The sequence below is a fragment of the Amycolatopsis umgeniensis genome, from assembly GCF_014205155.1.
Taxonomy (GTDB): domain Bacteria; phylum Actinomycetota; class Actinomycetes; order Mycobacteriales; family Pseudonocardiaceae; genus Amycolatopsis; species Amycolatopsis umgeniensis.
Map to the genome: position 1 here is coordinate 6,097,886 of NZ_JACHMX010000001.1, position 20,089 is coordinate 6,117,974.

20 protein-coding genes are annotated in these 20,089 nt (G+C 68.0%); 16 read left to right on the top strand and 4 right to left on the bottom strand.

Going from position 1 to position 20,089, the window contains the following annotated elements; genetic code table 11:
• Nucleotides 1–88 precede the first annotated feature (88 nt).
• The 12 genes from hppD to HDA45_RS28715 all read left to right on the top strand — a co-directional run bounded on the left by hppD (nucleotide 89) and on the right by HDA45_RS28715 (nucleotide 13,212).
• The gene (gene hppD / locus HDA45_RS28660; protein WP_184900488.1) at nucleotides 89–1,150 is read left to right on the top strand and encodes a 4-hydroxyphenylpyruvate dioxygenase; all 1,062 of its coding nucleotides are present in this window, start codon (nucleotides 89–91) and stop codon (nucleotides 1,148–1,150) included.
• Nucleotides 1,147–2,223 (top strand): alpha-hydroxy acid oxidase, encoded by a 1,077-nt coding sequence (locus HDA45_RS28665; RefSeq protein WP_184900490.1) that lies wholly within the window; start codon nucleotides 1,147–1,149, stop codon nucleotides 2,221–2,223. The genes hppD and HDA45_RS28665 overlap by 4 nt, the downstream gene beginning before the upstream one ends.
• Before the next feature lie 38 nt (nucleotides 2,224–2,261).
• Nucleotides 2,262–3,611 carry a cation:proton antiporter domain-containing protein gene (locus HDA45_RS28670; RefSeq protein WP_184900492.1) on the top strand — a complete coding sequence of 450 codons (1,350 nt, stop codon included), beginning with the start codon at nucleotides 2,262–2,264 and terminating at the stop codon, nucleotides 3,609–3,611.
• 357 nt (nucleotides 3,612–3,968) lie between these two features.
• On the top strand, nucleotides 3,969–5,420 hold the full coding sequence (locus HDA45_RS28675; RefSeq protein WP_184900494.1) for an NDP-hexose 2,3-dehydratase family protein: 1,452 nt from the start codon (nucleotides 3,969–3,971) through the stop codon (nucleotides 5,418–5,420).
• Nucleotides 5,417–6,526: a DegT/DnrJ/EryC1/StrS family aminotransferase gene (locus tag HDA45_RS28680; RefSeq protein WP_184900496.1), complete on the top strand. Its 1,110-nt coding sequence runs from the start codon at nucleotides 5,417–5,419 to the stop codon at nucleotides 6,524–6,526. Before HDA45_RS28675 ends, HDA45_RS28680 begins: the two co-directional genes overlap by 4 nt.
• A 24-nt stretch (nucleotides 6,527–6,550) precedes the next feature.
• The gene (locus HDA45_RS28685; protein ID WP_184900498.1) at nucleotides 6,551–7,168 is read left to right on the top strand and encodes a dTDP-4-dehydrorhamnose 3,5-epimerase family protein; all 618 of its coding nucleotides are present in this window, start codon (nucleotides 6,551–6,553) and stop codon (nucleotides 7,166–7,168) included.
• Nucleotides 7,169–7,193: 25 nt separating this feature from the next.
• Nucleotides 7,194–7,979: an SDR family oxidoreductase gene (locus HDA45_RS28690; protein WP_343072177.1), complete on the top strand. Its 786-nt coding sequence runs from the start codon at nucleotides 7,194–7,196 to the stop codon at nucleotides 7,977–7,979.
• A gap of 156 nt (nucleotides 7,980–8,135) precedes the next feature.
• Nucleotides 8,136–9,236, top strand: coding sequence for a 3,5-dihydroxyphenylacetyl-CoA synthase DpgA (dpgA, locus tag HDA45_RS28695; protein ID WP_184900502.1), 1,101 nt, complete (start codon nucleotides 8,136–8,138; stop codon nucleotides 9,234–9,236).
• An 11-nt stretch (nucleotides 9,237–9,247) separates the two neighbouring features.
• Nucleotides 9,248–9,892, top strand: coding sequence for an enoyl-CoA-hydratase DpgB (dpgB, locus tag HDA45_RS28700; RefSeq protein WP_343072178.1), 645 nt, complete (start codon nucleotides 9,248–9,250; stop codon nucleotides 9,890–9,892).
• Complete coding sequence (dpgC, locus tag HDA45_RS28705) at nucleotides 9,889–11,115, top strand: (3,5-dihydroxyphenyl)acetyl-CoA 1,2-dioxygenase DpgC (protein WP_184900506.1); 1,227 nt, start codon at nucleotides 9,889–9,891, stop codon at nucleotides 11,113–11,115. Before dpgB ends, dpgC begins: the two co-directional genes overlap by 4 nt.
• Nucleotides 11,112–11,909 carry an enoyl-CoA-hydratase DpgD gene (gene dpgD, locus HDA45_RS28710; protein ID WP_184900508.1) on the top strand — a complete coding sequence of 266 codons (798 nt, stop codon included), beginning with the start codon at nucleotides 11,112–11,114 and terminating at the stop codon, nucleotides 11,907–11,909. The genes dpgC and dpgD overlap by 4 nt, the downstream gene beginning before the upstream one ends.
• 226 nt (nucleotides 11,910–12,135) lie before the next feature.
• Complete coding sequence (locus HDA45_RS28715) at nucleotides 12,136–13,212, top strand: 3-deoxy-7-phosphoheptulonate synthase (RefSeq protein ID WP_184900510.1); 1,077 nt, start codon at nucleotides 12,136–12,138, stop codon at nucleotides 13,210–13,212.
• Here the strand turns inward: HDA45_RS28715 and HDA45_RS28720 are convergent, their stop codons facing one another.
• The gene (locus tag HDA45_RS28720; protein ID WP_246480822.1) at nucleotides 13,213–13,614 is read right to left on the bottom strand and encodes a winged helix-turn-helix transcriptional regulator; all 402 of its coding nucleotides are present in this window, start codon (nucleotides 13,612–13,614) and stop codon (nucleotides 13,213–13,215) included.
• Between the two features lie 28 nt (nucleotides 13,615–13,642).
• Here HDA45_RS28720 and HDA45_RS28725 point away from each other — a divergent pair, with 28 nt between their 5' ends.
• The gene (locus tag HDA45_RS28725) at nucleotides 13,643–14,215 is read left to right on the top strand and encodes a hypothetical protein (protein ID WP_221471257.1); all 573 of its coding nucleotides are present in this window, start codon (nucleotides 13,643–13,645) and stop codon (nucleotides 14,213–14,215) included.
• A 327-nt stretch (nucleotides 14,216–14,542) separates the two neighbouring features.
• Here the strand turns inward: HDA45_RS28725 and HDA45_RS28730 are convergent, their stop codons facing one another.
• Nucleotides 14,543–14,932 (bottom strand): winged helix-turn-helix transcriptional regulator, encoded by a 390-nt coding sequence (locus HDA45_RS28730; RefSeq protein ID WP_184900511.1) that lies wholly within the window; start codon nucleotides 14,930–14,932, stop codon nucleotides 14,543–14,545.
• Nucleotides 14,933–15,023: 91 nt separating this feature from the next.
• On the opposite strand from HDA45_RS28730, the gene HDA45_RS28735 reads away from it, so the two are divergent.
• The 3 genes from HDA45_RS28735 (at nucleotide 15,024) to HDA45_RS28745 (ending at nucleotide 17,663) form a co-directional block, all read left to right on the top strand.
• Nucleotides 15,024–15,863 (top strand): SDR family oxidoreductase, encoded by an 840-nt coding sequence (locus tag HDA45_RS28735; RefSeq protein WP_184900513.1) that lies wholly within the window; start codon nucleotides 15,024–15,026, stop codon nucleotides 15,861–15,863.
• 247 nt (nucleotides 15,864–16,110) lie between these two features.
• Nucleotides 16,111–16,422: a hypothetical protein gene (locus HDA45_RS28740; RefSeq protein ID WP_184900515.1), complete on the top strand. Its 312-nt coding sequence runs from the start codon at nucleotides 16,111–16,113 to the stop codon at nucleotides 16,420–16,422.
• A gap of 35 nt (nucleotides 16,423–16,457) precedes the next feature.
• Nucleotides 16,458–17,663 carry a peptidoglycan-binding protein gene (locus HDA45_RS28745; protein WP_184900517.1) on the top strand — a complete coding sequence of 402 codons (1,206 nt, stop codon included), beginning with the start codon at nucleotides 16,458–16,460 and terminating at the stop codon, nucleotides 17,661–17,663.
• Between the two features lie 46 nt (nucleotides 17,664–17,709).
• Here the strand turns inward: HDA45_RS28745 and HDA45_RS28750 are convergent, their stop codons facing one another.
• Both HDA45_RS28750 and HDA45_RS28755 read right to left on the bottom strand, forming a co-directional pair.
• The gene (locus HDA45_RS28750; RefSeq protein ID WP_184900519.1) at nucleotides 17,710–18,120 is read right to left on the bottom strand and encodes a hypothetical protein; all 411 of its coding nucleotides are present in this window, start codon (nucleotides 18,118–18,120) and stop codon (nucleotides 17,710–17,712) included.
• Between the two features lie 134 nt (nucleotides 18,121–18,254).
• A complete protein-coding gene (locus HDA45_RS28755) occupies nucleotides 18,255–19,910 on the bottom strand; it encodes an nSTAND1 domain-containing NTPase (protein WP_184900521.1) in 1,656 nt (551 codons plus the stop codon).
• Nucleotides 19,911–20,089: the final 179 nt, after the last annotated feature.

Genomic DNA, 20,089 nt, shown 5'->3' on the forward strand with positions numbered 1-20,089 from the left:
CGTAAGTGTCAAGCGGACACCATTGATGCTCAAGGGGCTCCGGGCCATCCTGAGATCGAGGATTACATCTATTCCACGGAGGAATGTCTTGTCTTCTCAAGAAACCACACAGAATTTCGAGATCGACCATGTGGAAATGTATGTGGCCAACCTCGAGGTGGCCGCGTCCGGCTGGATGGACAAATACGGCTTTTCCGTCGCCTCCACCGACCGGTCGGCCGACCACCGGAGCGTGACGTTGCGGCAGGGGCCGATCGCGCTGGTCCTCACCGAGCCGACTTCGGACCGGCACCCGGGGGCGACGTACCTGCAGACCCACGGCGACGGGGTGGCCGACATCGGGCTGCGCACTCCGGACGTGGCCGCCGCTTTCGAGGCCGCGGTGAAGGCGGGGGCGGAGGCCATCCGCGAGCCGGCTGAGCGCGCGGATTCGGTCATCACGGCCACCGTCGGCGGTTTCGGCGACGTCGTGCACACCCTGATCCAGCGTGACGTCACCGGTGAAGCGCCGGAAGCCTTCCGCGGCAGGGGAGCACTGGAACTGCTCGCGATCGACCATTTCGCGGTCTGCCTCAACGCGGGTGACCTCGGCCCCACGGTGGCGTACTACGAGCGCGCCCTCGGGTTCAAGCAGATCTTCGAAGAGCACATCGTGGTCGGCGCGCAGGCGATGAACTCGACCGTCGTGCAGAGCGCGTCGGGATCGGTCACCCTCACGCTGATCGAGCCCGACAAGACCGCCGACCCCGGCCAGATCGACGACTTCATCAAGGAGCACCACGGGTCCGGCGTCCAGCACATCGCCTTCACCAGCGCGGACGCGGTGCGCGCGGTCAAGGAGCTTTCCGCGCGCGGCGTGGAATTCCTGAAGACCCCGGACGCCTACTACGACCTGCTCGGCGAGCGGATCGAGCTGGAGACGCACTCGCTGGACGACCTGCGGGAGACGAAACTGCTCGCCGACGAGGACCACGGCGGCCAGCTGTTCCAGATCTTCACCGCCTCCACGCATCCGCGGAAGACCATCTTCTTCGAGATCATCGAGCGGCAGGGCGCGGGAACGTTCGGCAGTTCCAACATCAAGGCCCTGTACGAAGCCGTGGAGCTGGAGCGGACCGGACAGAGCAAGCTCGGTCCCGCCCGGCGATGACCCACCTCTGCCTGGACGACCTCGAACGGGCCGCCCGTGACGTCCTCCCCGGCGAGATGTGGGACTTTCTCGCCGGGGGCAGCGGCGCCGAGGCCTCGCTGGAGGCCAACCGCGCCGCACTCGAGCGGATCTTCGTGATCCCCCGGATGTTGCGCGAGCTGACCGGCGGCACCACCGAGGTCGAGCTCTTCGGCCGGCGCACCGCCCTGCCGATGGCGGTCGCGCCGGTCGCGTACCAGCGGTTGTTCCACCCAGCGGGTGAACTCGCGGCGGCCCGCGCGGCGCGGGACGCCGGGGTGCCGTACACCATCTGCACCCTGAGCAGTGTCCCGCTGGAGGAGATCGCGGCCGTCGGCGGGCGGCCGTGGTTCCAGTTGTACTGGCTGCGCGACGAGAAGCGATCCCTCGAACTCGTCCGCCGCGCGGAAGACGCCGGGTGCGAGGCGATCGTGTTCACCGTCGACGTGCCGTGGATGGGACGGCGCCTGCGGGACATGCGGAACGGCTTCGCGCTGCCGGATTCCGTGACGGCGGCCAATTTCGACGCCGGGGCGGCCGCGCACCGCCGGACACAAGGACTTTCGGCCGTCGCCGACCACACGGCGCGCGAGTTCGCGCCCGCCACTTGGGAATCCGTGGAGGCCGTCCGTGCCCATACGGACCTTCCGGTCGTGCTCAAGGGGATCCTCGCGGTCGAGGACGCGACGCGTGCGGTCGACGCGGGGGCGGCCGGAATCGTGGTGTCCAACCACGGAGGTCGTCAGTTGGACGGCGCCATACCGGGGATCGAGATGCTGGGCGAGATCGCCGCGGCGGTTTCCGGTGGTTGCGAAGTGCTGCTCGACGGGGGAATCCGGAACGGCGTGGACATCCTCAAGGCCGCCGCCCTCGGCGCGTCGGCCGTACTGGTCGGGCGCCCCGTGATGTGGGGGCTCGCCGCGGCGGGCGAGGACGGCGTCCGTCAGACGCTCGACCTGCTCGCCACCGAACTCCGGAACGCGCTCGGCCTGGCGGGTTGCGACTCGATGGGCGCGGCCCGGCGGTTGAGCACGAGGGTCTCCGGACCCGGCTGATCCGTTTGCCAACGGTGGTTCTTTCCCGAAGGAGGAAGGTGCTTCTCTCGCTTCCCGCGCCGATCGCCCCGATCGCCGCGCACAGTCTCCTGATCTTCTTGCTCCAGGTCGGCTTGCTGCTTCTGCTCGCCGTGGTGTTCGGCAGGCTGGCCGCCCGGTTCGGGATGCCCGCGGTCGTCGGCGAACTGGTCGTCGGGGTGCTCCTCGGCCCGTCCCTGCTGGCGTGGGCCGCACCGGGGTTGCACGGCTGGTTGTTCCCCGCCGTCAGCGAGCAGTACCACCTGCTCGACGCGGTCGGCCAGATCGGTGTCATCCTGCTGGTCGGTTTCACCGGCATGCAGATGGACATGGGTCTGCTCCGCCGTCGGCGCGCCGCGGCCGCGGGAGTGGGTCTCGGCGGCCTGATCGTTCCACTCGGCCTGGGGATCGGCGCGGGTTACGTCCTGCCCAAGATGCTGATTCCCGAGGGCACGGACATCACCGTCTTCGCGCTCTTCCTCGGCGTGGCGTTGTGCGTCAGCGCCATCCCGGTCATCGCCAAGACCCTGATGGACATGAAACTGCTGCACCGCAACGTCGGACAGCTCACGCTCGCCGCCGGGGCGATCGAGGACGCGTTCGGCTGGTTCATGTTGTCCATCGTCAGCGCGATGGCGGTCACGGCGGTGTCGACCGGCGCGGTGCTCCTCTCGCTCGGCTACCTGCTCGGGGTCCTCGTCTTCGCGTTCACCATCGGCAGGCCACTGGTCCGGAGCGTGTTGCGCACCGCCGCCAAGTCCGAGGGCCCCGGTCTCACCGTCTCCGCCGCCGTCGTCCTGATACTCCTCGCCTCAGCGGGGACGCAAGCCCTCGGGCTGGAGGCGATCTTCGGTGCTTTCCTCTGCGGCATCCTGATCAGCACCGCGGGCAAGGTGGAACCGGCCAAGCTCGCGCCTCTGCGCACGGTGGTCCTGTCGGTCTTCGCGCCGATCTTCTTCGCCACGGCCGGGTTGCGCATGGATCTCACCGCGCTGATCCGCCCGCAGGTCCTCCTCACCGGGCTGGCGGTGCTCGCGCTGGCCATCATCGGCAAATTCGTCGGCGCGTACGCCGGCGCGCGGCTCAGCGGCCTGAACAAATGGGAGGGACTGGCGCTCGGCGCGGGACTGAACGCGCGCGGCGTCATCGAAATCGTGGTCGCGATGGTGGGCCTGCGGCTGGGCATCCTCAGCGTGGAGATCTACACGATCGTGATCCTCGTCGCGATCGTCACCTCGCTCATGGCACCGCCGATCCTGCGGTTCGCGATGAAGAGAGTGGAGCAGACCGCCGAGGAAGAGGTGCGGGAAACCGAGCACCGCGCGTGGACCACGCAAACGGCGAAAACCCAGCAGGAACAACCACTCTAGGCGAGGAGCAGGTCCACGTAACTCACGTGACCAGACCCGGAACTCACGTGACCAGACCCGTAACTCACGTGATTGGACGCCGCACTCAAGAGTTCCGCCTCTAATCACGTGAGTTCCGGGTCTGATCACGCGAGTGCGGCGCCTGATCACGCGAGTCACGTCTTCGCCCTGACTGCGAACCGGCCCACCGGTCGCTGCGTGGGTGCGTTGCGAAAGTGGCTTTCGCGACATCGCCGAAGACCACGTCACCTTTACCGCTCAAGGGAATTGGACGGTCTGGACCGTCGAGATCACTCGAAGCTACCTTCAACGACATGGCTTGAGCACCGCGCGGTGGTCATGACAAGGAGTCCTTTGATGCTGCCCTGTCTCGTCCCGCGAAACGCGGTGCGTCGCCGCGACGACCGTGACCACACCGACCGGATCGCCCTGTCGGCCGCGACCACCGACGGGGTGCACCTGCGGACCGAGGACGTGCGCGCCTGGATCGCGGAACGTCGTGAGGCCAACGCTTTCCACGTCGAGCGCATCCCGTTCGCGGAGATGGACCAGTGGTGGTTCGAGGGAGCCACCGGCAATCTCGTGCACCGCAGCGGACGGTTCTTCGCGATCGAGGGCCTGCACGTGGTCGAGCACGACGGCCCCCACGGCGACGGTCCCTACCGTGAATGGCAGCAGCCGGTCATCAAACAGCCCGAAGTGGGCATTCTCGGCATCCTGGCCAAGGAATTCAACGGCGTCCTGCATTTCCTGATGCAGGCCAAAATGGAGCCAGGGAACCCCAATCTGGTGCAGCTCTCGCCGACGGTGCAGGCCACCCGCAGCAATTACACCAAGGCGCACGGCGGCACGAACGTCAAACTGATCGAGTACTTCGCCCCGCCCGACCCCGAACGGGTCATCGTCGACGTTCTCCAAGCGGAGCAAGGGTCTTGGTTCTTCCGCAAGTCCAATCGCAACATGATCGTCGAGACCGTCGACGACGTGCCGCAAGAGGACGACTTCTGTTGGCTCACCCTCGGCCAGATCGCGGAGCTGATGCACGAGGACGAGACGATCAACATGAACGCCAGGAGCGTCCTGTCGTGTTTGCCTTACCACGACACGGCTCCCGGCGCGTTGTTCTCCGACGTCCAGCTCCTTTCGTGGTTCACGAACGAACGCTCACGCCATGACGTGCGCGCCCATCGCATCCCGCTCAAGGACGTGGGCGGCTGGAAACAGGGCGTCGAAGCGATCGAGCACGAGGACGGCCGGTTCTTCAACGTCCGCGCTGTCGCTGTGAAGGGCAGCAACCGCGAGAAGATCAGCTGGACTCAGCCGTTGCTCGAATCCGTCGGCGAGGGTGTCGTCGCGTTCCTCATGCGCGAGATCGAGGGTGTGCCGCATGTCCTGGTGCACGCCCGCGCCGACGCCGGTTTCCTCGACACCGTCGAGTTGGCGCCGACGGTCCAGCGCACGCCCCTCAACTACGCGCACCTGCCCGCGGAGAACCGGCCGCCGTTCCTCGACTTCGTCCAGGACGCGCCCCGGTCGCGGATCCGCTACGAGGCCGTCCATTCCGAGGAAGGCGGCCGCTTCCTCAACGCCAGGGCCCGGTATCTTGTGGTCGACGCGGACGGCACGATCGATCCGCCGCCCGGCTTCGCCTGGGTCACCCCGGCGCAGCTCACCGCGCTCACCCGGCACGGGCACTACGTCAGCGTCGAGGCCCGCACTCTTCTCGCCTGTATCAACGCCGCGGTGGCACAGCCGCGGGGAACCGCCGCCCTCGATTCCCTCTCAGTTCACGGAAAGGCTCGCGCATGACCACGCGTGTATGGGATTACCAGGCCGAATACCAGAACGAGCGGCTCGACCTGCTGAACGCGGTCGAGACGGTCTTCGATTCTGGACAGCTCGTACTCGGCGCCAGTGTGCGCGGTTTCGAGTCGGAATTCGCCGCGTACCACGGGGTCTCGCATTGTGTCGGTCTCGACAACGGGACGAACGCGATCAAGATCGGCCTGCAGGCGCTGGGGATCGGTCCGGGCGACGAGGTGATCACGGTGTCGAACACCGCGGCCCCGACCGTGGTCGCGATCGACGGCACGGGCGCCACCCCGGTCTTCGTCGACGTCCGCGAAGACGATTTCCTGATGGACACCGGTCAGGTCGAGGCGGCGATCACCGAACGCACCAAATGCCTGCTGCCCGTCCACCTGTACGGGCAGTGCGTGGACATGGCCCCGCTCAAGGAACTCGCCGCGAAGCACGGTCTGTCCATTTTGGAGGATTGCGCCCAGGCGCACGGGGCGAAGCAGAACGGCGTGATCGCCGGCTCGACCGGTGACGCGGCCGCGTTCTCGTTCTACCCGACCAAGGTGCTCGGCGCGTACGGCGACGGCGGCGCGACCATCACGTCCGACGAAGCAGTGGAGCGCAAGCTGCGGCGGCTGCGGTACTACGGCATGGACACGCAGTACTACACCTTGGAGACGCCTGCCCACAACAGCAGGTTGGACGAGGTCCAGGCCGAGATCCTGCGGCGCAAGCTCAAGCGGCTCGACACGTACACGGCCGCCCGCCGGGCCATCGCCGAGCGCTATGCCGAGGGTCTCGGCGACACCGAACTGAAGCTTCCCCGGACCGTGCCCGGCAATGAGCACGTCTACTACGTGTACGTGGTGCGGCACCCGCGGCGTGACGACATCCTCGAGCGGCTCAAGGCGTACGACATCCACCTCAACATCAGCTACCCGTGGCCGGTGCACACCATGACCGGGTTCGCCCACCTCGGCTACGAGACGGGTTCGCTCCCGGTCACCGAGAAACTGGCCACCGAGATCTTCTCGCTGCCGATGTACCCGGCGCTCGACCCGGACGTCCAGGACAAGGTCATCCACGCGGTCCGCGAAGTGCTGTCCTCCCTCTGACCAGATCGATCACAGGAGCAAGCCGTGCAAGCACGCAAACTCGCCGTCGAAGGCGCGATCGAGTTCACCCCTCGCGTCTTCCCCGACGACAGGGGCATGTTCCTCTCGCCGTACCAGGAAGAGGCTTTCGTCGAGGCCAACGGCGCCCCGCTTTTCCGGGTGGCGCAGACGAACCACAGCGTGTCCAAGCGCGGTGTCCTGCGAGGCGTCCACTACACCGTGACACCGCCGGGTGTCGCGAAGTACGTCTACTGCGCGCGCGGCAGTGCCTTGGACATCGTGGTCGACATCCGGGTCGGCTCGCCCACGTTCGGCAAGACCGACGTGGTCCTGATGGATCAGCGGGACCACCGGACGATGTACTTCCCCGTCGGGCTCGGCCACGCGTTCGTGGCGCTCGAGGACGACACCGTCATGTCCTACATGATCTCCGGAACCTATGTGCCGCAGAACGAACTCGCCCTTTCGGTGCTGGATCCCGCGCTGGGCCTGTCCTTGGACATCGGTGCGGAGCCGATCCTGTCCGAGCGGGACCGGACGGCGATCACCCTCGCCGAAGCGAAGGAGCGGGGGCTCCTGCCGGACTACGCCACCAGCCGGGAACTCGAGCGGCGGCTGACCGAAGCCCCCGTCACGGCCTGACAACGCCATGATCGAGGAGATGAATGTGGACAACGGGCGTGGGGACGATCCTGTCGCCGCCCTGCTCGGTGCCGGTGTCGTCGTCACCGGCGCCGGCCGGGGCATCGGCGCCGCGCTGGCGAGGAGGTTCGCCGAAGCGGGCGCCCGGGTGGTGGTCAACGACCGGCATCCCGACCGGGCCGCGGCGGTCGCCGCCGAGATCGGCGGGCTGGCGTTGCCCGGCAACGCCTCCGATCGCCTGGTACCCGCGGCCCGCGAACTGCTGGGCGGGGCCGTGGACGTCTACTGCGCCAACGCAGGCGTCCTGCGCACCGGCGGCCCCGAGGCCTCCGACGACGACTGGGCCACGTCCTGGGACGTCAATGTCATGGCCCATGTCCAAGCCGCCCGTGACCTGCTGCCCGACTGGCTGGACCGCGGCCGGGGCCGGTTCGTTTCGGTGGCCTCGTCGGCGGCTTTGCTCACGCTGATCGGATCCGCGCCGTACGCGGTCTCCAAACACGCGTCGCTCGCGTTCGCCGAATGGATGTCGGTGACGTACCGGCACCTCGGCGTCCACGTGCACGCGATCTGCCCGCGTGCCGTGCGTACCGAAGCCTACGAGGCGGAACTCGAATCCACTGAGCTGCAATTGCTTTCGACCGCCATCGGTCCCGAGAAGGTGGCGGACGCGCTGTTCGAGAGCATCGCGGCGGACCGGTTCCTGGTCCTCCCGCATCCCGAGGTCGCCGAGCACGCGGCCCAGCGCGTCACCGATCGCGAACGCTGGCTCAGCGACATCAACAGGATGCAAACAAGTACCTCGCGCTGAAAGCTTTCCGGCCTTGGACGCTGTTGACCACCGAGATCGGCGAAGCCTAATTTCGAGAATGTTCACTTCAGTTCCGCGAAAGGTGAGATCAATGCTCGCTGCGCAGTTCAAGCAGCTGCTCCGAAGCAAGCTCAGAACATGGGGGTGGATGTACCGATGACCGCCATTGCCGAACCCGCCGAAGACCTTTCCGTTTTCACCGGGCTGACCGAAATAACCCGGTTCGCCGGGGTGGGGACAGCGGTTTCCGCGTCGTCCTACTCGCAATCCGAGCTCCTCGAAATCCTCGACATCGAGGATCCCAAGATCCGGTCGATCTTCCTGAACAGCGCGATCGACCGGCGCTTCCTCACACTTCCGCCGGAGGGTCCCGGCGGGGAGCGAGTCTCGGAACCGCAGGGCGATCTGCTGGACAAGCACAAGAAGATCGCGGTCGACATGGGATGCCGGGCGCTCGAGGCCTGCCTGAAATCGGCGGGGGCCACACTTTCGGACCTGCGTCACCTGTGCTGCGTCACCTCGACTGGTTTCCTGACCCCCGGCCTGAGCGCGCTGATCATCCGCGAGATGGGCATCGACCCGCATTGCAGCCGTTCGGACATCGTGGGCATGGGCTGCAACGCGGGCCTGAACGCGCTCAACGTGGTCTCGGGCTGGTCCGCGGCACATCCGGGCGAGCTCGGCGTCGTTCTGTGCAGCGAAGCCTGTTCCGCCGCGTACGCCCTCGACGGCACCATGCGGACCGCGGTGGTCAACAGCCTCTTCGGCGACGGATCGGCGGCCCTCGCCGTCATTTCCGGTGACGGCCGGGTGCCCGGCCCCCGGGTCCTGAAGTTCGCGAGCTACATCATCACCGACGCGGTCGAAGCGATGCGCTACGACTGGGATCGCGAGCAGGACCGGTTCAGCTTCTTCCTCGACCCGCAGATTCCCTACGTGGTCGGCGCGCACGCCGAGATCGTGATCGACAGGCTTCTGTCGGGTACGGGCCTGCGCCGCAGCGACATCGCCCAGTGGCTGGTGCATTCCGGCGGCAAGAAGGTCGTCGACGCCGTTGTCGTCAATCTCGGCCTGAGCCGGTACGACGTCCGCCACACCACCGGTGTGCTCCGTGACTACGGGAACCTCTCCAGCGGCTCCTTCCTCTTCTCCTACGAGCGTCTCGCCGACGAGGACGTGGCCCGTCCCGGTGAGTACGGCGTGCTCATGACCATGGGGCCCGGCTCCACGATCGAAATGGCGCTTATCCAATGGTGACGCGTAACGAAGTGAACGACGAACTGGTGCTGCGTTTCGACGGCGCACGGCCCTTGTCGGCCGCGGCGGTCGAGGAGATCGACGCGCTCTGCGATCGGGCCGAGGACCATCGGGAACCGGGTCCGGTCACCCTCCACGTCACGGGTGCCCCGCCCGCGGACTGGGCGAAAGGGCTGGCCGTCGGCCTGGTCAACAAATGGGAACGGGTCGTGCGCCGGTTCGAACGGCTCGGCAGGCTCACCGCCGCGGTGGCGTCGGGGGAGTGTGCCGGAATGGCGCTGGACCTCCTGCTCGCCGCCGACGTCCGGATCGCCGAACCGGGGACGCGGTTGCTGCTCTCGTGGGCGGGCGGCGGCGCCTGGCCGGGGATGACCGTCTACCGGCTCACCCAGCAGGCCGGCGCGGCGGGAATCCGGCGGGCCGTCCTGCTCGGAACGCCGATCGAGACCGATCGCGCTCTCGCGCTCAACTTGATCGACGAGGTGTCCGCGGATCCGGCGAAGACACTGGCCGAACTGGCCGGTGCCACGGACGGCGCGGAGACGGCGATCCGGCGGCAGCTGATCTTCGAAGCGGGCTCGACCACCTTCGAGGAGGCACTCGGCGCCCACCTCGCCGCGGCGGACCGGGCGTTGCGACGGGAAGCCAAGTCGTGACAACGGATTCGGTGACTCTTCCGCCAGGGCTCGACCTTCGGGCCCTGGCGGGGGAGGCTCACCGGGTCGACGACGGCGTCCGGGCGATGCGCGCCGCCTTCGTGGAGGCGCACGCCGAAGAGATCTACGCCGAACTCACCGACGGCCGGACGAGATACCTGCGCATCGACGAACTCGTCGGTGCCGCCGCCCTCGCTTTCCCCGGCCTGGTGCCGACGGAAGAGCAGATGGCGGCCGAGCGCGCGCTGCCGCAGGCGGAAAAGACGGGACGTGAGATCGACCAGGGCATCTTCCTGCGCGGGATCCTGCGTGCCCCGAAGGCCGGTCCGCATCTGCTCGACGCCATGCTCCGCCCCACTTCCCGGGCGTTGCGGCTGTTGCCCGAATTCACCGAGACCGGTTTGGTCCGGATGGAAGCCGTCCGGCTGGAACGCCGTGACGGCGTCGCGTATCTGACCCTGTGCCGGGACGACTGTTTGAACGCCGAGGACGCCCAGCAGGTCGACGACATGGAGACCGCGGTCGACCTGGTGCTGCTCGACCCGTCCGTCCGGGTGGCACTGCTGCGGGGCGGGGTGATGACTCATCCCCGGTACGAGGGGCGCCGGGTGTTCTGCGCGGGGATCAACCTCAAGAAGCTGAGCTCGGGCGACATCCCGCTCGTCGATTTCCTTCTGCGTCGGGAACTGGGCTATATCCACAAGATCGTCCGCGGGGTGCTCACGGACGGCTCGTGGCACTCGCGGTTCGTCGACAAGCCCTGGATGGCCGCAGTCGATTCCTTCGCCATCGGCGGCGGGACGCAGCTCCTCTTGGCCTTCGACCATGTGCTCGCGGCGTCCGACGCGTACCTCAGCCTGCCCGCGGCCAAGGAGGGGATCATCCCCGGGGCGGCGAACTTCCGGCTTTCCCGGTTCACCGGACCTCGGGTGGCGCGGCAGGTGATCCTCGGCGGCCGCCGGATCCAGGCGGACGAGCCGGACGCGCGGCTGATCCTCGACGAGGTCGTCGCGCCGGAGGAGATGGACGCGGCGATCGACGGCGCGCTGGCCCGTCTCGACGGGGAAGCGGTGGCGGCCAACCGGCGCATGGTGAACCTCGCCGAGGAACCGCCGGAGGAATTCCGCCGGTACATGGCCGAATTCGCGTTGCAGCAGGCGTTGCGCATCTACGGCGCGGACGTGATCGGCAAGGTGGACGGCTTCGCGGTGGGATCACGATGAGCGAAACCCGGGTGCGGTACGAAAAGAAGGATCACGTCGCCCACGTGACGATGGACCGGCCCGAAGTGCTGAACGCGATGGACCGGCGGATGCACACGGAACTCGCCGGGATCTGGGACGACGTCGAGGCCGACGACGACATCAGGGCGGTGGTGCTGACCGGCGCGGGGGACCGCGCGTTCTCCGTCGGCCAGGACCTCAAGGAACGCGCGCGGCTGACCGAGGCGGGTGTGGGGGCCTCGACGTTCGGCAGTGGCGGGCAGCCGGGTCATCCCCGGTTGACCGACCGGTTCACGCTGTCCAAGCCGGTGGTCGCCAGGGTGCACGGATACGCGCTGGGCGGCGGCTTCGAGCTGATGCTGGCCTGCGACATCGTCATCGCCTCCGAGGCGGCGGTGTTCGCCCTGCCCGAGGTCCGACTCGGGCTGATCGCCGGTGCGGGAGGCGTGTTCCGGCTGCCGAGGCAGCTGCCGCAGAAGGTGGCGATGGGCTATCTGCTGACCGGGCGCCGGATGGACGCGGCGACGGCGCTTCACCACGGACTGGTGAACGAGGTCGTCCCGTTCGCCGAACTGGATCGGTGCGTCGCCGAATGGACGGACAGCCTCGTGCGCGCCGCCCCGCTTTCGGTCCGCGCGATCAAGGAGGCCGCACTGCGTTCACTCGACCTCCCGCTCGAAGAAGCCTTCAAGGCCTCGTATCCGTGGGAGGAACGCCGTCAGCGGAGCGCCGACGCGAGCGAGGGGCCCCGTGCCTTCGCCGAGAAAAGGGATCCGATCTGGACGGGGCGCTGAATTCCCGGCGGTCGGCGACAAAAGAAGTTGGACAGGGCTTTTTCCATTGTTTTGAGTGAGGGATGGTGGGAGATTTTCGGTGTAAGAGACATCACCGAAAAACTCCTCGCTGAGTAGAGCCGGGCTTTTCCGAGCCTGTTTCGTCGTTCACCCGAGACCGCCGGCCGGGCCGGGAAATCCCGGCTTTCCCTTCGCCCGGTGCCGGCAGAAACCCTGGATATCCTTGATGACAACCATCGGCGCCGTCGATCTCGACAACCAGCGCATCGACCGTATGGTCCCCCTGGTCACCCCGGCCCTGCTGCACCACGAACTGCCGCTCAGCGCGACCGCGGCGGACACGGTGCGGCAAGGCCGCGAAACCGTCCTCAACGTCCTCGACGGCACGGACGACCGGCTGCTCGTGATCGCCGGCCCCTGCTCCATCCATGACCCCGCCGCGGCCCTCGAGTACGCCGATCGCCTCGCTTCCGTCGCGGGCCGGTTCGTCAACGATCTCCTGATCGTCATGCGCGTGTACTTCGAAAAACCCCGTACGGTCGGCGGCTGGAAAGGGCTCATCAACGACCCGCACCTCGACGGCACCGGCGACGTCAACCGCGGGCTGCGCATCGCGCGGGACCTGCTCCTCGAACTCGCCGAAGGCGGCCTGCCCGCCGCGTGCGAATGGCTGGACACCACCATTCCGGCCTATCTCGCCGACACGGTCTCCTGGGGTGCGATCGGCGCCAGGACCGTGGAAAGCCAGAACCACCGCATGCTGGCCAGCGGCCTGTCCATGCCCGTCGGTTTCAAGAACCGCCGTGACGGCGATGTCACCGTCGCCGTCGACGCCATCCGTGCCGCCGAGGCCCGCCACGTCGTCCCCGGCGTCGACCCCAGCGGCCTGCCCGCCATCCTGCACACCGTCGGCAATCCCGACTGCCATCTCGTCCTGCGCGGCGGGAACACCGCGCCCAACCACAACCCCGCGTCCGTCCGCGCGGCACTCACCATGCTGCAGAACGCGGGCCTGCCGCGGCGGGTCGTGATCGACGCCAGTCACGACAACAGCCGCAAGGACCACCTCCGGCAAGCCGTCGTCGCCGAGCAGATCGCCGACCAGATCAGGACCGGCCAGCGCGGCATCGTCGGCGTCATGCTCGAATCCAACCTCCAGGCGGGCCGGCAGGACCTCCACCCCGACAGGCCGCTCACCTACGGACAGTCCATCACGGACGCCTGCATCGACATGGCCGCCACCCAAGAGGTTCTCCAGACCCTCGCCACGGCGACGGCCGCGCGACGGAAGCAACCGAAGTGACTAACCGATCGCGCCGGCACACCCCATCGCCGGATTCGGCGCGGCCTCCCCGCCGGTGCGCCGAAGATGCGTCTCACCCCAGACCCTGACTCCTTCGACCACCGGCAAAACCGTTGTCCCGTAAGGCGTGAGCCGGTACAGGACCCGCGCCGGGACCGGACCGGTCACCACGCGTTCGACGAGTCCGTCGGCCTCGAGTTCGCGCAGTTGTTCGGCCAGCACCTTGGGCGTGATCGGCGCACCCCTGCGGCGGAGACCCGCGAAATGGGTCTCGCCGTGGGCGAGCCAGTACAGCAGGGTCAGCTTCCACTTCCCGCCGAACGCGGCGAACGCCGCCGCCATCGGGCAGCCGGGCAGCGGATTGGGACGGGAGGGGTTACCTGAGGGTGCCTTCTTGTCCATGGCCGTGCTCCACTCGGATAGTCGGACCATGACCGTGCCATACAGACGAATCCTGATAGCGGGCCTTTCGGCCTTCATGCTGATCGCGACGGCGGTGTCGGGCGACGCCTCGACGCCGCCCGGCACCGCCGACGGCCAACGCGCCTTCGACTGGGAGATCGGCACCTGGCGCTCCACGGTACGAGTCCTCGCCGAGCCCCTTTCGGACTCCGCGGACCAGTGGCTGCAGTTCGCGGGCACGAGCACCGTTCGCCCACTGCTGGACCGGCGGGCGAACGTCCTCGAATTCGAGGTCTCGGGGGCGAACGGGCGCATCGAGGCGCTCAACCTGCGCCTGTACGAGCCGCAGGCGCGGCGGTGGAGCCTGACCTTCGTCAACATCCGCGACGGTCTGCCCACCCCGGCGGTGTACGGCGGTTTCCGCGACGGTGTCGGCGAGTTCCACGGCGACGACCAGTACGGCGGCCGTCCGATCAAGGTGCGTTTCCTCGTCGTCCGGCAGGGTCCGGACGACGCGCGCTTCGAGCAGGCGTTCTCGGCGGACGGCGGGACGACGTGGGAAACGAACTGGATCGCGGTGGATCACCGAATCCGTCGGTGAGGCGCCAGTGGTGGGTGTTGGGGGCGGGGTGATGGGGCCCTTCACCTCATCTCACGGGATGAAGGACGCCTTCGGCCCGCGTGACATGGACGGGACGTGGACCCGTGTCCTGAAGGCCACCTTGGGGACGTTCAACGTCTCCAAGGTGGCCTTCAGGACTGTGTGGATTTTGGGACGTTGGACGTCCCGAAATCCACACGGTCCCGAGTGACCGGTCCGGTCACGACAGGCGGGCGAACCAGCGACTCAAAGGGGGTGTGTGGAAATAGGGACGTTCAACGTCCCTATTTCCACACACCCTCACCTTGCGAGTAGGGAAGGAGGCCTTCACGGACTCACCGCCCCCGTGGCCGGCTTGGTCGGTGACAACCGCTCCGTGATCCGGTCGAAAAGCTCCGTCAGCGGTTCGCCGACGTCCCGGCCGAACTCGGTCAGCCCGTAGGTGACCTGGGGCGGTGTCGTCGGTTCGACCTTCCGCCACACCAGATCGTCCTGGACCAGCGCGCGCAGCGTCTGGGCGAGCATCTTCTCGCTGATCCCCCTGATGCTTTCGCGCAGTTCGTAGAACCGGAGGTCGGTGTTCCGCAGGGAGATGAGCACCCAGACACCCCACCGGCTGGTCACGTGGTCGACCACGTCGCGTGCGGGGCAGTCGGTGTGAAACACCTCATAAGGCCGCCCTGACCCGGTCTCCCTGAGCTGTTCGCCTTCCGCCATAGCAGGAGCTTACCCCGAGGTATGTCCTTACCAAAAGTTAGCTCGGCTCCTAGCGTCTCGATCACAGAAGACATCGGACGAGGAGCAGTTCATGATCGTGGTGACCGGGGCAACCGGAAACATCGGCAAGCCGTTGACACAGGCGCTGGCCGAGGCGGGTCAGCAGGTGACGGCGGTGTCGCGGCACACCGCGGCGGTGCCGGACGGCGTCCGCCACGTGGTGGCCGACCTGGCCGACCCCGCCGGTCTCGAGCCCGTGCTGACCGGGGCGAAGGCGTTGTTCCTGCTGCTGTCCGGCGACCTGCACGCCGCCAGGGCCAGTCCGGCCGACCTCATCGGCCGCGCCGCGGCCGGCGGGGTTCGCCGGGTCGTCCTGCTTTCCTCGCTGGGTGTGGCGACCAGACCCTTCGGCTCGACGCGGATCGCGCTGCGAGAGGTGGAGGACAAGCTGCGGGAGTCCGGGATGGACTGGGCCATCCTGCGGCCGGGCGGCTTCGCGTCCAACGCCCTGTGGTGGGCGGAGTCCGTCCGTGAGCGGCAGGTCGTCGCCGCGCCCTTCGGCGACGTCGGGGTGCCGATCATCGACCCGGCGGACATCGCCGACGTCGCGGCGGCCTGCCTGCTGGAAGACCGGCACACCGGCGGTGTCCACGAGCTGACCGGCCCCGAGGTGATCACGCCGCGTCAGCAGACGGAGGCCATCGCCACCGCGCTCGGCTCGCCGGTGCGGTTCCACGAGCTCACCCGCGACGAGGCCAAGGCCGGCATGGCCCTGAGCATGCCGGCGGAACTCGCCGACGACACTTTGGACATCCTCGGCTCCCCGAGCCCGGCGGAGCTGCGCGTCAGCCCCGACGTCCAGCGGGTCCTCGGCCGCGCCCCGCGCACCTTCGCCGACTGGACGGCCCGGTCCATCGCCGCTTTCCGCTGAACCGACCCCGTCGACAGGCGCCCCGGAACCTCTCCCGGGTTCCGGGGCGCCTCCCGTTTCGGTCCGGGGGAATGCGGATACCGACGCGGTAAGCTCTTCCCGCCGACGTGGGGAACCAAAGCGCGGCCGGATGCGTCGGTGTACACGAATGTGGTCATCCGCGTTTCGGGAAACGGGGCGCACGGGTGACTGTGAGCTTCTAGGCTGCGCGGTAGAGCAGCGTGGGACAGCAAGTGAGGGAGCACTCATGACTCGCCGATTCGATCCAGAGCAGATCGCCGCGCTGGCCAAGAAGGTCGGCGGGCTCAAGGACGGCTTCAGCAAAACGGGCAAGGAACTGGGCGACGGCGACCCGGGCGGCGCGTTCGGCGACCTGAGCAACGCGGCCACCACGGGCAAGACGGTGAAGGGTTTTCACTCCGGAGTGAACGCCCATTTGGCCGCCGCGGAGAAGCTCGTCGACGCCGCGTCCGTGGCACTGGCTCACGCTGCCGAACGTATGCGTAACGACGAGGCCGCGGGTGTCCACACCCTCGGCGGCAACCGCGAGCGGTCTTGATCGGACTGAAGACGGGAACCAGGGGGATTTGACCGATGACCACCGCGGAGCGGGATCAGCGTGCGCTCGACGACCCGTCGCATGACCGGCCGAAGTCGCTGGACGCCATCGACAAGCACGCCCAGCAGGCACAGAAGCTCAACGCGAGCGCCGTCAACGACCAGGCGGCGAAGGTGGGCGGAGCCGCCACGCGCGCCAACGATCTGGGAGACGATCTCAAGGTCTTCCGCGACGACGTGCTGCGCGAATGGGAAGGCAAGGACGCCGACGCCGTCGCCGACCACCTCGAAAAGCTCGGCAAGGCCAGCTACAAGGTCAGTGACAAGGCCGAAGCGGCCAAGAACATCCTTCAGCGCGTTTCCGAGATCCTGGACGACACCAAGAAGAAGGTCGCCCAGCTCGCGCAGGAAGCCAACGACAAGGACGCGGACAATCGCGCCCTGATCGGCGCGGCCCGGAAGCGGAAGAACAGTTCCGAGGACGAGAACGAGATCGCCGCGGCCGCGTCGGACATCGAGCGGCTCCGGCAGCTCAACGAGAAGGACTCCAACGGCAAGAAAGACGAGATCGAGCGGGCGCTCGACGAGGCCGAAAAGCAGATCGACGATCTCCTCAAACCGCTCGGCCTCGAAATCGAGGACGGTTTCCTCGAATTGGTGCCCGCCGACACTGGTCAGACCACGGCGTCGAGCGTCAACGCCACTCCCGTCGATTCCCGGGTCAGCGCGCCTCCCTCCCACCACGGCGGAGGAGACGGCGGCGGTGGTGGCGGAGGCGGCGGTGGTGTCGCCGGAGTCCAGGGTGACGGAAGGCCCGCCAAGCCGATCGACGCGCAGGGCGACAACCCGGCCAAGATCGCCGAGCAGTTCCTCGGCCGCAACGCCGGTGACCTCAAGCGCAGCGGTGAGCTGCCCGCGATGCAGTCCTGGGTGCCCAACAACGTCAACTGCGCGAACTTCGTTTCGGGCTGCCTGGAGGCGTCCGGCCTCATCGACAAGGGCCAGGCCAGCGCTTCCGTCGCGGGTCTGACGGCCAACCTCGAAGCGGACGGCTGGAAGTCGGTACCGCTCTCCGAGGCCAAGCCCGGCGACGTGGTGATCTCGAACAACGGCGGGCACGTCGTGCTGTACGCGGGCGATGGTCAGTTCATCGGCTCGAACAACGTCAACCCCGACGGTTCCCAGAAGATCAGCATGGGTGGCGGCGGCGGCCTCGTCAAAATCCTGACCCCGCCGACCTGATCCACCCGGTGAGCCCCGCCGGACAGTGCCGGCGGGGCGGACGGGTTCAGAAACCGAACAGCGTGCGCGGTGCTTCGTGCTCGTCCGGCCAGGTCAGCCAGGCGACATCGGTCGGGCCGATGGCATAGTCGGACAAGCGCCAAGACCGCGCGTCGTCGTCGGCGGCCGCTTCGTCCCTCTTCTTGAGCAGGGCGACGTAGACGTCGGACATGACGCCGTCGGCCCGGCGTTCTTCGTAGACGGTGCCGGCGTAATACGGACGACCGGCCTCGGTGCCGCGCATCGTCCCTTGCAGGAACACCCAGGGCCCGACGCGGTCGAGCTGTTCCACCTCCACCCGGACACGATCGCCGAAGAACTCGTCGAGTCGTGCGGTGGCGGCCTGGAGTGCCGCTTCCCGGACCGGGTCACCGGGGCTCAGCGGCACCGGGAAGGACCGGGCGGACGGGCTGTACATCGAGCTACCTCCCAAAGAACGGAACAGCGATTCGGCCGACGGTGGCGGCCATATCAGCTGGCCCCGGTGATGCTACCGCGTCGGGTGGGCCCAGTCCTGGCTTCCGGCAGACGCGTGGCACGGGAACGGATTCGTCAGCAAAGCGCCGAAGCCAGCCTCCGTTCCCGCACGGCCAGCGCGGCCGAAACCGCCGCCAGCCCGCTCACGACCACCACCGCGGCCGCGAGCCGTCGGAGCCTCGAGGCGGACCTGTGCGCCTGGACGTTCTCCTCGTCGCGAGCCTCGATGCTCGCGTTCAGGAACTCGCGTTCCCGGAGTGTCAGCATCGCCCTTCCGGGCAAAGTGGTCGCTTCGTCGAGCTGGCTCCCTCGGTAGAGCGGGGCCGGATCGCGGTCCGCGCGCTCCCACAACGCGGTGGCTTCGGTCAGCCGCCGGTGCAGGTACAGGCCGCCGCGGTCGGTGGACAGCCAAGTCCGGAGCCGCGGCCACTCCCGGATGAGCGCTTCGTGCGCGAGCTCGAGCCCGTCGGCGTCGGCGGTCACGAGGCGGGCGTCGATCAGCCGGGTGAGCACCGGCCCGGCGGACGGGTCGAGCTCGTCGGCGGGGATGCGACGCCGAGTGTCGTGGCCGTCGGCGCCGAGTGTGGTCAGCCGGATGAACACGTCCCGTGCCCGCTGCCGCCCGAGCCGGTCGAACTCGCCGAAGACCTCCTCGGCGGTACAGGCGAGAGCGCGCGTCATCCCGCCGGCCGCCTGGTACGCGGCGAGGGTGAGCGTGGCGCCGTGACGGCGTTGCCAGGTCCGGCGCATCGCCTGGGAGACCAGCGGGAGGGCGCCGTGCCTGCCCGCCGCCTCGGCCATGACCGTGGCGACCAGCGCGCCTTCCAGCTGACGTTCGGCGGCGATCGCCGGGCGCACGATCGCGGAACGCAGCTGCTCCGCGGTCATCGGCCCGGCGTCGACCCTGCTTCCGGTGCGCAGCGCCTCGGCGAGCGCCGGGTACCGGTCGCAGCGCCGAACGAAGTCCGAACGCACGCCGAGTACGAGCCGGGCCCGGCTGTCGCGCTCCTGGACGGCGTGCAGGAGCGCCGCGACGAAGGCATCACGCTCCTGGGCGTTCCGGCAGTGGGTGAAGACCTCCTCGAACTGATCGACCACGAGCAGCAGTTCCGCGTCCGCGTGCCGCTCGGCCAGGAGCTGACGGACGAGCAGATGCAGTCCGGCCGGATCCACTGTCAGCTCCCCGTGCAGCCGGACCGCCGATCCGCCGCTCGCCGCGGCCAGCTGGACAGCGGTCTCCCGGAGCGGATGCGGCCCGGGCGTGAACCGCAGGATCGGCCATTCCCGGCCGGATCGCCGGACGTCCGCTATCAGCCCGGCCTCCAGCAAGGACGACTTGCCCGATCCCGAAGCGCCGGAAACCGCGAGGAGTCGTCGTTCGGTGACTTGGCGCGACAATTCTTCGACAAGGCACTCGCGGCCGAAGAAATAGCCCGCCTGGTGCGCGCCGAATGATTCGAGACCCGGATAGGGGATCACTTCATCGGTTTCCTCCGGCTCCGGGACACGGTTCACCGCGGCCGTTCCGTGCCAGCGCTCCTCCCACTCGGCGATGTCACCTTCGCACGCGCGGACATAGGCCAACGTCACCGCCAAGGTCGGTAGTTTCCGGCCGCCCGCCGCGTCGGACAAGGTGCTCGCCGAGTAGTGGGCCCGCTTGCTCAATTCCCGGTACGGCGGACTTCCGGCGTTCTCGCGCAGCCTCCGCAGATCCCCCGCGAACTGTGACAATGAATCTTCTTCCGTAACGAATGGACGCTCATGCCGTGGCATCAGCCACCCCCCAAGGTGTCTGCTTTTTGTCATTGTCCAGACGTTTGTCGTTCGTTGTCCACTCCCCGGCACAGAACGCTTCCGGCGCACTAGACAGGATGCAGCGGGTGCCGTGCGAGACGCGGCCCTCGTTTTTC

Bases quoted from the DNA above. Each gene is read 5' to 3' on its own strand.
- HDA45_RS28665 (WP_184900490.1), top strand. From the start codon at position 1,147: ATGACCCACCTCTGCCTGGACGACCTCGAACGGGCCGCCCGTGACGTC.
- HDA45_RS28675 (WP_184900494.1), top strand. From the start codon at position 3,969: ATGCTGCCCTGTCTCGTCCCGCGAAACGCGGTGCGTCGCCGCGACGAC.
- HDA45_RS28680 (WP_184900496.1), top strand. From the start codon at position 5,417: ATGACCACGCGTGTATGGGATTACCAGGCCGAATACCAGAACGAGCGG.
- dpgA (WP_184900502.1), top strand. From the start codon at position 8,136: ATGACCGCCATTGCCGAACCCGCCGAAGACCTTTCCGTTTTCACCGGG.
- dpgD (WP_184900508.1), top strand. From the start codon at position 11,112: ATGAGCGAAACCCGGGTGCGGTACGAAAAGAAGGATCACGTCGCCCAC.
- HDA45_RS28715 (WP_184900510.1), top strand. From the start codon at position 12,136: ATGACAACCATCGGCGCCGTCGATCTCGACAACCAGCGCATCGACCGT.
- HDA45_RS28720 (WP_246480822.1), bottom strand. From the start codon at position 13,614: ATGGACAAGAAGGCACCCTCAGGTAACCCCTCCCGTCCCAATCCGCTG.
- HDA45_RS28725 (WP_221471257.1), top strand. From the start codon at position 13,643: ATGACCGTGCCATACAGACGAATCCTGATAGCGGGCCTTTCGGCCTTC.
- HDA45_RS28730 (WP_184900511.1), bottom strand. From the start codon at position 14,932: ATGGCGGAAGGCGAACAGCTCAGGGAGACCGGGTCAGGGCGGCCTTAT.
- HDA45_RS28735 (WP_184900513.1), top strand. From the start codon at position 15,024: ATGATCGTGGTGACCGGGGCAACCGGAAACATCGGCAAGCCGTTGACA.
- HDA45_RS28740 (WP_184900515.1), top strand. From the start codon at position 16,111: ATGACTCGCCGATTCGATCCAGAGCAGATCGCCGCGCTGGCCAAGAAG.
- HDA45_RS28745 (WP_184900517.1), top strand. From the start codon at position 16,458: ATGACCACCGCGGAGCGGGATCAGCGTGCGCTCGACGACCCGTCGCAT.
- HDA45_RS28750 (WP_184900519.1), bottom strand. From the start codon at position 18,120: ATGTACAGCCCGTCCGCCCGGTCCTTCCCGGTGCCGCTGAGCCCCGGT.